Genomic DNA, 11,404 nt, shown 5'->3' with positions numbered 1-11,404 from the left:
CGTCGGTGGTCGAGCAGCGACCGCGACCGAGCCTGCGAGGTCGCGACGGAGCGTGTCCCCAGTGAGCTGAGAGGCCGCATCCGCCCGGGTGGGAGGATGAGGCGGTGCCCCCGTCTGTGCTGCCCGCTGGTGATCCGGTGCCCGAGGACGGGTCGCTGCCGAGCGGGGCGTTGGAGCACGTGGGGGAGCGCGGGTTCGGGTTCTACGTGCACGTGCCGTTCTGCAGGGTGCGCTGCGGCTACTGCGACTTCAACACCTACACCGCCGAGGAGCTCGGTCCGGCCGGCGGGGCTCCCGGCGCGAGCCGGGCGACGTACGCCGAGGCCGCGATCGCCGAGGTGCGCCGCGCCCGCCGGGTGCTGGGCGACGTCGACCTGCCGGTGGACACGGTGTTCTTCGGAGGCGGGACGCCCACCCTGCTCAGCGCCGCTGACCTCGGGTCGGTGGTCGCCGCGATCGGTGCGGAGTTCGGGCTGGCCGACGACGCCGAGGTGACGACCGAGGCCAACCCCGACAGCGTCGCGCTCTGGGACCTCGAGGAGCTGCGCTCGGTCGGGTTCAACCGCATCTCCTTCGGCATGCAGTCCGCCGTCGACCACGTGCTGCGGGTGCTCGACCGCACCCACGACCCGCTGCGGGTGCCGGCGGTCGTCGGCTGGGCCCGTCAGGCCGGCTTCCAGCAGGTCAGCCTCGACCTGATCTACGGCACCCCGGGGGAGTCCATCGCCGACTGGGAGACCAGCGTCGAGGCCGCGCTCGCCTGCGCGCCCGACCACGTCTCGGCGTACTCCCTGATCGTCGAGGACGGCACCGCCCTGGCCCGGCAGGTCCGTCGCGGCGAGCTGCCGATGCCCGACGAGGACGACCTCGCCGACAAGTACCTGCTGGTCGACGAGCGGCTCGCGGCGGCCGGGCTGGGGTGGTACGAGGTCTCCAACTGGGCGCGTGGCCTGGACGACAACACAGCCAGCCGGTGCCGGCACAACATGCTCTACTGGACCGGCGGCGACTGGTGGGGGGTCGGCCCCGGCGCCCACTCCCACGTCGGTGGGGTGCGCTGGTGGAACGTCAAGCACCCCGCGGCGTACGCCGACCGCATCGCCGCCGGGGTCAGCCCGGGACACGCACGCGAGGTGCTCGACGACGAGAGCCGCCGGGTGGAGCGGGTGCTGCTCGAGCTGCGGCTGCGCGAGGGCCTGCCGACCGCGGTGCTGGACGCCACCGGTCGCGCAGCGGTCCCCGGCCTCGTCGAGCAGGGTCTGATCACCCTCGAGGAGGATCGGCTCGTGCCGACCCGGCGTGGCCGGCTGCTGGCCGACGCGGTGGTGCGCGATCTCCTGCCCTGATGTCCGGCGCCGGAGGTCGACCGGGTCCTAGGGTGGCGAGCATGAGTACTGGCCCTGAACACCCCGATCCGTCCCAGCAGCCCGAGGGACAGTCGACCCCGCCGCCCTACGGCGCGCCCGAACCGCCCCCGTCCGGCCAGACGCCCCCGCCGCCCTTCGGCGAGACGCCCCCGCCCTACGGGCAGCCCACGCCCCCGCCCTACGGGCAGCCCGCGCCGCCGCCCTACGGGCAGCCCACGCCGCCGCCCTACGGGCAGCCGTACGCCCAGCCCAGCGGCTACCCGCCGCCCCCGGCCGCGGGCGTCGCCTACGGCGCCAGCCCGGGCGCGCCGTACGGCGTGCACCCGGCCACCGGCATCCCCTACTCGGACAAGTCCAAGCTGGTCGCCGGCCTGCTGCAGATCCTGATCCCGCTGGGCATCGGCCGGTTCTACATCGGTGACACCAAGACCGGCGTCTGGCAGCTGCTCGTCACGATCTTCACCTGCGGCATCGGCGGCCTGTGGCCGTTCATCGACGGCATCATCATCCTGGCCACCGACAGCGTCGACGCCCAGGGCAGGCCGCTGCGCAGTTGACGGCCCGATGATCCGGGCCACGACTGGGTTTCGAGACGGGTCGCTCGGCCCTCGCAGGCTCGGTCCGAGCCGAGCCCTCCTCAACCTCCCGACCTAAGCGCCAGGGTGCGCCGGCTCAGGCCCTTCGCCGGCTCACCCTGGCGAGGTCGTGAAGTCGATCAGCTCCTCGACCCGGCCCAGCAGGGCCGGGTCGAGGTCGTTGTAGGACGTGACCTTGCCGAGGATGTGCTTCCAGGCGCGGGCGATGTCGGCCTGGTCGCGGTGCGGCCAGCCGAGCTGCTGGCACACGCCCTTCTTCCACTCGATGGTGCGGGGCACGTCGGGCCAGCGCGACAGGCCGAGCCGGTCGGGCTTGACCGCCGCCCAGATGTCGATGAACGGGTGGCCGACGATCAGCACGTGCTGGCCCGCGGGGGACCTCGCGATCGCGTCGGCGATCCGGCTCTCCTTGGAGCCGCGCACCAGGTGGTCGACCAGCACACCGACCTTGCGCTCGGGCCCGGGCTTGAAGTCACGCAGGTGGTCGGCGAGGTCGTCGACGCCGCCGAGGTACTCCACGACGACGCCCTCGATGCGCAGGTCGTCGCCCCAGACCTTCTCGACCAGCTCGGCGTCGTGACGACCCTCGACGAAGATGCGGCTGGCGCGCGCGACCCGGGCCTTGGCGCCGTGGACCGCGACCGAGCCGGACGCGGTGCGGGTGGGCTTGGCGGGCGCCCCGCCCCGCGGCGGCGGCACGAGGATCACCGGGCGCCCCTCGAGCAGGAAGCCCGGCCCGAGCGGGAACGTACGGCGCTTGCCGCGCCGGTCCTCGAGCGTCAGCGTGTCGAGGTCGCGGTCGACCGCGACGATCTCGCCGCACCAGTCGGTCGTGACCTCCTCGACCACCGCGCCGAGCTCGGCGGGTGCCTCGACGGCGCGGCCGCGCTTGGGGGCGCGCCAGTCGGTGGCGAGGACGTCGGATCCGTAGCGGTCGTTCACCTGCGCCAGGCTAGGCGGGCCCGCCGACACGACCCGGCAGGGCGCGCCGTCAGCTCTCGGACTGGCCCTCGGACTCGTCGCCGGACCCGTGGCCGGACCCGTCGCCGGACCCGTCCTCGGACTGCTCGGGCGTCTTGCCGCCGTGCATGTCGAGCTCCTCGGGCGACTTGGGGTCGTCCTCCTCGCTCAGCGGTTTCGCGAGCGGGTTGTCGTCGGTCGGCCGGAGGTCCTCGGGCAGCTGGTCGTCGGTGATGCCGGTCGTCTCCTCGGCCGCGTTCTCCTGGGTGTTGTCGCTCATGCCGAGGCCGTACCCGCTCAGACCAGCGGCAACCGCTTCTGGCTGCGCGGCAGCAGCTCGTAGCCACGACGTACGGCGGCGGCGAGGTCCTCGCGCGGGTAGGGCCACTCGCCGACCTCGAGCGCCTGGCCGACCGGGACGCCGCGACTGGCGAGGTCGCGGATCGTCTCGGCGACCACGCCGATCGCGTTGCGCTGGTCCTCCACGAAGTCACGGTCGACGATCGCGCCGTGCCCGGGCACGACCACGGACGACGGCGTCGTCATCGCGAGGACGACGTCGAGGCTCAGCGGCCAGTCGAAGGGGTGGCAGTCCTCGCCGAACCCGGGCACCGACCCCCGCTCCGCGGACTCCTCGACGAGGTCGCCGGCGATCAGCACGTCGGCGTCGGGCACCCGCAGCACCAGGTCGCCCGCGGTGTGGCCACGGCCCGGGTGCACGAGCTCGAGCACCCGGTCGCCGAGGTCGAGCGCCACGGCGGAGGAGAACGTCGTGTCGGCGGCGACGATCTCGGTCGCCTGCACCTCCTCGCGGTGCGGGTCGTCGGGCTCGGCGGCGTACAGCGCCTTGATGCGCTCGCCGGCCGACACGGTCCGCTCGGCGGCGACCTCGTGGGCGTGGATCGGCACCGGTCCGTACGCCGTGCGCAGCTCGCCGTTGCCGAACGTGTGGTCGAAGTGCTCGTGGGTGTTGACCACGGCGACCACGTCTCCGGCGCCGAGCCGGCGGATGTCCTCGACCACGGCGCGAGCCGCCACCGCCGAGGCGTGCGTGTCGACGACCAGCAGCCCGCGATCACCGCCCACGAGGGTCACGTTGACGTCGAACCACTCGTAGCGCGCGACCCACACCCGGTCGGCGACCTCCCTGAACCCTGCACCGGTGACTGCCACGCGGCCACCCTAGGCCGCGGCTGCGACCGGCTGGTCAGCAGATGTCGGCGTGCAGTCCACGCCGGAGCAGGTCGCCGAGGTCGGGGAGGTCCCGGGCGACCCGTGGGAAGCGGAGTGCGGTGCGGTGCGCGCCGGCGACGTCGACCCACTGCAGCTCGACGCCGCTCGCGGTCAGGCGGGTGAGCTGGACGCCGAGGAGGTCGCCGGGACGGGTGTCCGTGGCATGGGAGACGGCCTGGCGGAGCTCGGCCTGGTGCCACTCGTTGGCGTGCTCGACCGAGCGTTGGAGGTGGCCGCGGTTGAGCTGGTGCACCGGGCTGCGGAACTCCTCCAGCGGCACCCGGTGCTGGCGTCCGGCCCGGGCGAGCAGCACGAACCGGAGCTCGAGGCTGACGACGTGCCGCACCTCCTGGCAGCAGGCGCACCGCTCCGAGCCGCTGCGCTCGAGCCGCCCTGCGATCGTCAGGACGTCGTGGCGCTCGGCGCCGCCCGGGGGCCCGAGCCCGCTGCCGATCTTGAGCAGCGCGCTGCGGTGGGTGGCCGCCGCGCGGGCGACGGAGGAGTCGGGCCGGCACACGAACGTCGGGGTGCCGTCGTGGTCGATGACGCCCAGGCCGTCGTCGTCGGCGGGGCCGGTCAGGGAGGGTTCGCCCTCGACGACCATGCCGGCGGTGGCGGGGCAGGCCAGGATGCTGCGGGCGTCGGCTCCCCAGGAGGTGACGGAGGCGAGGTCGGGCACCGGTTCTCCTCGTGTTGGTTAGGTAAGCCTAACCTATGGCGCTCGATTCGAGCCGACGACCCCTGTTCCACGATGTGGGCTCCGCCAGGTCCTAGTAGTCTTGGCACTCAGGAGTTTCGAGTGCCAGCGCCCGAGGGCGCTGCCGGACGTGAGGAGGTGAGGCGGGTGCAGGAGGAGCGCAGGCTCGCCGTACTCCGCGCGATCGTCGAGGACTACGTCGCGACCGAGGAGCCGGTCGGCTCCAAGGCGCTGGTCGAGCGCCACGGCCTCGGGGTCTCCCCGGCGACCGTCCGCAACGACATGGCGGCGCTGGAGGACGAGGGCTACATCACCCAGCCCCACACCAGCGCCGGCCGGGTGCCCACCGACAAGGGCTACCGGATGTTCGTGGACCGGCTCACGACGATCAAGCCGATGAGCTCGGCCGAGAAGCGCGCGATCGCCACGATCCTCGACGGGGCGATCGACCTCGACGACGTCGTGCAGCGCTCGGTGCGGCTGCTGGCGCAGCTGACCCGGCAGGTCGCGGTCGTGCAGTACCCCACCCTGTCCCGCTCGACGGTGCGCCACATCGAGCTGGTCGCGCTCGCGCCGACCCGGCTGCTCGTGGTGCTGATCCTCAGCACCGGCCGGGTCGAGCAGCGCCTGGTCGACCTCGCCGCCGAGCTCGGTGAGGAGGACCTCGCCGACCTGCGCAGCCTGGTCAACCGGGCGGCGATCGGCGAGATCATCGCCGACGCTGCCTCGGCGCTGCGCGCACTGGTGCCCGAGGACGGCGCCACCCCCGCCCGTGCCGTGGTCGACGTGCTCGTCGAGGCGATGTCCGACCACCGCTCCGACGAACGGATCGCGGTCGGCGGAGCCGCGAACCTCGCCCGCTTCGGGGACAGCTTCGACTCCGCGGTGCGCCCCCTGCTCGAGGCGCTCGAGGAGCACGTGGTGCTGCTCAAGCTGCTCGGCGAGGCCAACTCCGGTGAGGTCCTCACCGTCCGGATCGGCCACGAGGGCCCCTACCAGGAGCTCTCCTCCACCAGCGTCGTGGCCACCGGCTACGGTCCCAACGACGAGGCCTTCGCGCGCCTGGGCATCGTCGGCCCCACCCGCATGGACTACCCGGGCTCGATGGCCGCGGTCCGCGCCGTAGCGCGCTACGTGTCGCGGATCCTCGACGAGGCCTGAGCCCGGACCAGCAGCCCCCACCAGCACCCCAGACCAGCAGCAACAGAAGGACACACGTTGAGTCAGGACCTGTACGAGCTTCTCGGTGTCGGCCGCGACGCGGACGCCGACGCCATCAAGAAGGCCTACCGGCGACTGGCCCGCCAGTACCACCCCGACGTCAACCCCGACCCGGACGCCCAGGAGCGCTTCAAGGAGGTCTCGCTCGCCTACGAGGTGCTCTCCGACCCGCAGAAGCGCGCGCAGTACGACCGCGGCGGTGACCCGTTCGGCGGCGGTGCAGGCGGCTTCGGCCAGGGGGCCGGGTTCTCGTTCACCGACATCATGGACGCGTTCTTCGGTGGCGGTGCCGCGGGCGCCGGCCGGGGTCCGCGGCCGCGCGAGCGGCGCGGCCAGGACGCCCTGATCCGGCTCGAGGTCGAGCTCGCCGAGGCGGCGTTCGGCGTCACCAAGGAGATCAAGGTCGACACGGCCGTCCGCTGCGGCACCTGCAACGGCGAGGGTACGGCGGCCGGCACCCACCCGATCCCGTGCGAGACCTGCCACGGGGCCGGTGAGGTCGCCCACGTGCAGCGCTCGTTCCTCGGCGAGATCCGCACCCTGCGCCCCTGCCCGGCGTGCCGCGGCTTCGGCACGATCATCCCCGAGCCCTGCCGGGAGTGCTCCGGCGACGGCCGGGTGCGCTCGCGCCGCACGCTCACCGTGAAGATCCCGCCCGGCGTCGACAACGGCACCCGCGTCCAGCTCTCCGGCGAGGGCGAGGTCGGGCCCGGTGGTGGCCCGGCCGGCGACCTGTACGTCGAGATCCACACCGCCCAGCACGACACGTTCACCCGCCACGGCAACGACCTGCACTGCACGGTCACCCTGCCGATGACCGCGGCGGCGCTCGGCACGACGTTGACGCTGCCCACCCTCGAGGCCGACGTGCAGGCAGACGAGGACACCGGCTCCGGGCTGGAGACCTCCTTCGAGATCGACGTCCGGCCCGGCACCCAGTCCGGCACCGAGCAGGTGCTGCGCGGGCGCGGCGTACCCGGCCTGCGTGGCGGTCGCGGCGACCTCGTCGTCACCGTCGTCGTCGAGACCCCGACCCGGCTCGACCCGCAGCAGGAGGCGCTGCTGCGCGAGCTCGCGGCGGTCCGGGGCGAGGAGACGCCGACCGGTCAGGTCCGCCCGAGCTCGAAGTCGGTCTTCGGCCGGCTCCGCGACGCGTTCAACACCCACTGAGCCGTCCCGTGTCGCTCCCGGTGCACCTGGTGCCGAGCCTGGCCGGCGCCGCCGCGGGCTCGGAGGTCACGGTCGAGGGCGACGAGGCGCACCACGCCGTGGCCGTGCGTCGCCTGCGGGTGGGGGAGCAGGTGGTCCTCACCGACGGCGCCGGCGCGTCGGTGCAGGGGCCGGTCGCCTCGACCGGCAAGCGGGTGTTCACGGTGACCGTCGAGTCCGTGCGCGTCGACGATGCCCCGATCCCGGCCATGGTCGTGGTGCAGGCGCTCCCGAAGGGCGACCGCGGCGAGCTCGCGGTCGAGGTCCTCACCGAGATCGGCGTCGCCGAGGTCGTGCCGTGGGCGGCGTCGCGCAGCGTGGCGGTCTGGAAGGGTGAGCGGGAGGCCAAGTCGCTGGCCCGCTGGCGCTCCACGGCTCGCGAGGCCGCCAAGCAGGCGCGGCGTACGTGGTTCCCTGCGGTCACCGACCTGGCGACGACGGCCGGCGTCGCCGCGCTCGTGGCGGCCGCCGACCTCGGGGTCGTGCTCCACGAGGAGGCGACGGTGCCGTTGGCGTCGGTCGAGGTGCCGAGCACGGGCCGGATCGTCGTCGTGGTCGGGCCCGAGGGAGGCCTGTCGCCCGAGGAGATCGAGGCGTTCGTGGCCGCCGGGGCGGTGTCGGTGCGCCTGGGGGCCGAGGTCCTGCGCACCTCGACCGCGGGCGTCGCGGCCGTGTCCGCGTTGCTGTCGCGCACGCAGCGCTGGGGCTGAGCCAGTTTCGTCGGCGGGCCGACGAAACTCGCGCGTCTCAGCGAGCGAGCAGGGCCTCGACCCCGGCGACCTCGTCGTCGAGCTCGGACCGCTCGCGGGTGGTGAGGTCGCGGAACGTCTCGACGGAGTCGACCCGGCCGTCGCGGGTCCGCCACAGGCCCTCGAGCATGCCGTCGACGAGCACGACCATCCCCGATCCGCCGTTGGGGCCCATCCAGCGGCGCCGGTTGTCGGGCGTCGCCACCCGGTCCCGGGCGGCGTGGGAGAGCCACAGGTTGTCGTAGGTGCCGAGCAGCCGCACGGGCGCGGGCGCGTCGGCCTCCGCGATCACCCCGTCGGGCACGTCGAGGAGCACCGTGCCGGACTCGTCCTCGTGCCGCACCAGGTCGTCCATGGCCGCAAGCACCGGGCCGAGGCGGGTCACGCCCGACCACGCGGTCACGTCCGCCGTCGACGCGGGGCCGAAGGCGCGCAGGTAGCGGCGCACGATCGCCGGCACGTCGGGCTCGCGCAGCTGGGCACCCACCCAGTCGACGAGGTCGGCGTAGTCGACGCCCCCGCCGCCTTTCCAGGTCCCCCGCGGCGGTCGTTGCACGAGTGCGCGGGCGAACTGGGGCACGATCTCGTCGTGGTTGCGCTGCCCGCGGTCGATCACGACCTGGGTCCAGGGCCGGAGCTCGAGCGCGTCCTCGGGCGTGAGCAGGTGGATGGTGCCGCGCATGGTCAGCAGCCGGACCAGCGAGCGGCCCTCGAGCGCGCGGGTGACGGCGTACGGGTCGAAGTCCCTCAGCCGCGCGTGCAGGGAGAGGTACGGCGAGAGCGACTCCTGGGCCTGGAGCCCGACGAGGTGCCGGACCATCAGGTGCGGGTCGAGGTCGGCGCGCGCCAGCAGGTGCTGGCGGTGGAGCAGCGTGCGGTTGAGCAGGCGGTGCCCGAGCCTCACTGGACCGTGATCGACTTGGAGTCCTCGGTCGGGCCCTTGCCCTCGCCACCGGAGGGGTCGTCGGTCATCGCGACGAACGTGTAGGCCCCGGGTGCGAGGCCCGAGACGTCGACGTCGGTCTGCCAGGGGTAGAGCTTGTCCATCCAGCCGTCGGCGGTGGCGAACCCCTTCTTGACGACCTTGCCGTCGGCCGCGCGGATCTCCCAGGGCGTGTTCGCCTCGAACGAGCTGGACACGCCGCTGGCCGTGAACGTGCCGCTGACCGTCGCCCCCTCCTCGGGGCTGGTGACGTTGACCAGGGCGCGTACGTCGGTCTCGGGCTCGTTGGTGAGCTCGCCGCCGAGCCCGAACAGGTCGGCGGGCGCGCCGTCGAGCTGGATCTCCACCGATGCCCGCGACTGGGCGACGCCCTGCAGCGTGTAGACGAGCTGCTGGGCGGCCAGCCGTGCGTCGTCCTCGGACATGCCCTTCGGCATCGTCGTCCAGCGCTCGTCGGGCAGGCTCACCACGATCGGGTCGGCGTCGGTCTGGACGCTGGGTGCGTCCCCGCCCGGGAACAGCGTGCGGTAGTCGGGGTCGAGCGCGTCGCCGGAGGTCAGCAGCGCGAGCGCCTCGGCCGCCGGGTCCGCGGCCGGGACCTGCCGAAACTCGCGGTAGAGCCGCGGGCCCTCCGGGGTGTCGCCGACGAAGTAGACCGGTACGACGACGGTGTCGTCGGCCGGTGCCGACGACTCCGTCGGCTCCGGGGTCTGCGACTCCTCGGCCTGGGTCGGCCCGCTGGCCGGGGTCGGGTCCTCGGCCTTGGTGTCGCTCCCGCAGCCCGCCAGGGCGACCAGGCCGAGGGCGGCGGCGGACAGCAGGGCGGTGAAGCGGCTGCGGGCGTTCATGGCTCAATCCTCCCGGTCCGGGGTCCTCAACCGACGATGATCGTGCGCGTGTCGACGAACGGCTCGGCGCCCGCGGCGCCGCCCGATGGGTCGTCGGTCATCGCTGCGAACGTGTACGTGCCGGGGTCGAGGTGGGAGACGTCGACCTTCGTCTCCCAGGGGTAGAGCCGGCCCATCCAGCCCTCGGCGGTGGCGAAGCCCTGCTCGACGACCGTGCCGTCGGCCGAGCGGATCTCCCAGGGGACGGTCGCCTCGAACGAGTTCGCGGCACCCCGGGCCGTGAACGACCCGCTGACCTGCAGGCCTTCGACGGGGTCGCTGATCTGCACGAGGCTCAGCACGTCCGCCTGCGGCGCGTTGGCCAGCGGCTCGGACGTCGGGACGCCGTACACCTCGTTGATCGGGTTGCCGTCGAGGAGGAACTGCACGGGCACCCGGCCGTGGGCCGCGGCCTGGATCGTGTAGACGACCTGCTCGATGGCCAGCCCCGCTTCCTCGGTGCTCATGCCGGCCGGGCGGTCGTGCAGGGACGCGTCGCCGATCTCGACGGTGTAGACGTCGCCGCGCTGCGCCGCGGACGTCAGGGATCCCTGCGGCCACAGCGTGCGGTAGTCCGGGTCGTCCGGCGCCTCCTGCAGCTCCGCGATCGCCGCGTCGAGCCCTCCCGGACCGGTGCGCACGTCGAATTCGCGGAACAACCGCAGCCCGCGCGGGGTCTCGCCGACGAAGTACGCCGGCACCGAGTGCGTCGCCGGGGCCGGGGTCGGATCGACGGCGTGGCTGTGGTGGCTGGGTGCCGGCTCGTGGGCGTCGTCCCCGTCGAGCAGCGCGAACGTCCCGACACCCGCGGCGGTGGCCAGCACGGTCGCGGCGGCCGCGTAGGACCAGGGTCGTGCGGCGGCCCGCTGGTGCTGGGCGCTGCGAGACCGGATCGTGGTGAGCCGATCGGTCGGCTCCACGTCCGCGACGGCGTCGCGGAGCAGCTCGGAGAGGCGGTCGTCGGTGGTCACAGCTCCTCCTCGAGGAGAGTCCGGAGGGTGGCCGCGCCCCGGGAGGCGTGGCTCTTCACGGCGCCGCGGCTGATGCCGAGCGTGTCGGCGATCTCGGCCTCGGACAGGTCCAGGTAGTAGCGCAGCGCGAGCACCTCGCGCTGCCGTTGGGGAAGCGCGCGCATGGCCGCGAGCACCTGCGTGCGCCGTGCGTCCGCGAGCGCCGACTCGTCGGCGCCGGGGACCTGGGTGCTCTCGGGCGAGGCGGCTTCGCGGGCGGCGTACTTCCGCACGATGCCGCGATGCCGGAGCGCGGAGCGGGAGCGGTTCACGACCGCCTGGCGCAGGTACGCCAGGGCGCGGTCGGGGTCGCGCAGCCGGCCCCAGCGGGCGTGCACCGCGACGAACGCGTCCTGCACGATCTCCTCGGCGGTCCCCTGGTCATGCACGAGCAGCACGGAGAGGCGGACCAGTCGGCGCCAGTGCGCGGCGTACAGCGCTTCGAGCGCCTCATCGGCCGTCCAGACCGGTTCTACGGTCACCGTTGTCACACTAGTGGCACGCTCGGCGGCGGTATCCGGTTTACCGACGC

The 11,404-nt window shown here is 73.6% G+C and carries 13 protein-coding genes; 5 read left to right on the top strand and 8 right to left on the bottom strand.

What is annotated here, in order from left to right; all coding sequences use genetic code 11:
* The first annotated feature begins 104 nt into the window (after positions 1-104).
* The gene (gene hemW, locus AC3ANS_RS14295) at positions 105-1,346 is read left to right on the top strand and encodes a radical SAM family heme chaperone HemW (protein ID WP_488292250.1); all 1,242 of its coding nucleotides are present in this window, start codon (positions 105-107) and stop codon (positions 1,344-1,346) included.
* Positions 1,347-1,387: 41 nt separating this feature from the next.
* Positions 1,388-1,924 carry a TM2 domain-containing protein gene (locus AC3ANS_RS14290; RefSeq protein WP_488292249.1) on the top strand — a complete coding sequence of 179 codons (537 nt, stop codon included), beginning with the start codon at positions 1,388-1,390 and terminating at the stop codon, positions 1,922-1,924.
* Positions 1,925-2,056: 132 nt separating this feature from the next.
* On the opposite strand, the gene AC3ANS_RS14285 is transcribed toward AC3ANS_RS14290, so the two are convergent.
* Genes AC3ANS_RS14285 through AC3ANS_RS14270 form a run of 4 tightly spaced genes read right to left on the bottom strand, consistent with a single transcriptional unit; the run spans position 2,057 to position 4,835 of the window.
* Positions 2,057-2,905, bottom strand: a complete 849-nt coding sequence (locus AC3ANS_RS14285) for a DUF3097 domain-containing protein (protein ID WP_488292248.1) — start codon at positions 2,903-2,905, stop codon at positions 2,057-2,059.
* Between the two features lie 49 nt (positions 2,906-2,954).
* On the bottom strand, positions 2,955-3,203 hold the full coding sequence (locus AC3ANS_RS14280) for a hypothetical protein (protein ID WP_488292247.1): 249 nt from the start codon (positions 3,201-3,203) through the stop codon (positions 2,955-2,957).
* A 17-nt stretch (positions 3,204-3,220) separates the two neighbouring features.
* Positions 3,221-4,096, bottom strand: coding sequence for an MBL fold metallo-hydrolase (locus AC3ANS_RS14275; RefSeq protein ID WP_488292246.1), 876 nt, complete (start codon positions 4,094-4,096; stop codon positions 3,221-3,223).
* A 34-nt stretch (positions 4,097-4,130) separates the two neighbouring features.
* Positions 4,131-4,835: a hypothetical protein gene (locus AC3ANS_RS14270; RefSeq protein ID WP_488292245.1), complete on the bottom strand. Its 705-nt coding sequence runs from the start codon at positions 4,833-4,835 to the stop codon at positions 4,131-4,133.
* Positions 4,836-4,955: 120 nt separating this feature from the next.
* Here AC3ANS_RS14270 and hrcA point away from each other — a divergent pair, with 120 nt between their 5' ends.
* The 3 genes from hrcA to AC3ANS_RS14255 are packed head-to-tail and all read left to right on the top strand — an operon-like array spanning position 4,956 to position 7,993.
* A complete protein-coding gene (gene hrcA, locus AC3ANS_RS14265) occupies positions 4,956-6,014 on the top strand; it encodes a heat-inducible transcriptional repressor HrcA (RefSeq protein ID WP_488292244.1) in 1,059 nt (352 codons plus the stop codon).
* Positions 6,015-6,071: 57 nt separating this feature from the next.
* Positions 6,072-7,244 (top strand): molecular chaperone DnaJ, encoded by a 1,173-nt coding sequence (gene dnaJ, locus AC3ANS_RS14260; protein WP_488292243.1) that lies wholly within the window; start codon positions 6,072-6,074, stop codon positions 7,242-7,244.
* 8 nt (positions 7,245-7,252) lie between these two features.
* Entirely contained in the window at positions 7,253-7,993 is a 741-nt protein-coding gene (locus AC3ANS_RS14255) for a 16S rRNA (uracil(1498)-N(3))-methyltransferase (protein WP_488292242.1), read from the top strand.
* A 37-nt stretch (positions 7,994-8,030) separates the two neighbouring features.
* On the opposite strand, the gene AC3ANS_RS14250 is transcribed toward AC3ANS_RS14255, so the two are convergent.
* Genes AC3ANS_RS14250 through AC3ANS_RS14235 form a run of 4 tightly spaced genes read right to left on the bottom strand, consistent with a single transcriptional unit; the run spans position 8,031 to position 11,354 of the window.
* Positions 8,031-8,936: a winged helix DNA-binding domain-containing protein gene (locus AC3ANS_RS14250; protein ID WP_488292241.1), complete on the bottom strand. Its 906-nt coding sequence runs from the start codon at positions 8,934-8,936 to the stop codon at positions 8,031-8,033.
* Positions 8,933-9,823 carry a Gmad2 immunoglobulin-like domain-containing protein gene (locus AC3ANS_RS14245; protein ID WP_488292240.1) on the bottom strand — a complete coding sequence of 297 codons (891 nt, stop codon included), beginning with the start codon at positions 9,821-9,823 and terminating at the stop codon, positions 8,933-8,935. Before AC3ANS_RS14245 ends, AC3ANS_RS14250 begins: the two co-directional genes overlap by 4 nt.
* A gap of 26 nt (positions 9,824-9,849) precedes the next feature.
* Positions 9,850-10,833: a Gmad2 immunoglobulin-like domain-containing protein gene (locus tag AC3ANS_RS14240; protein WP_488292239.1), complete on the bottom strand. Its 984-nt coding sequence runs from the start codon at positions 10,831-10,833 to the stop codon at positions 9,850-9,852.
* Positions 10,830-11,354: a SigE family RNA polymerase sigma factor gene (locus AC3ANS_RS14235; protein ID WP_488292238.1), complete on the bottom strand. Its 525-nt coding sequence runs from the start codon at positions 11,352-11,354 to the stop codon at positions 10,830-10,832. Before AC3ANS_RS14235 ends, AC3ANS_RS14240 begins: the two co-directional genes overlap by 4 nt.
* Between the last annotated feature and the right edge of the window lie 50 nt (positions 11,355-11,404).

The organism is Nocardia sp. 149-1B (genome assembly GCF_057747975.1).
Note: the sequence above shows the minus strand (reverse complement) of the source record. Positions and strands in the feature narration are given on the sequence as shown.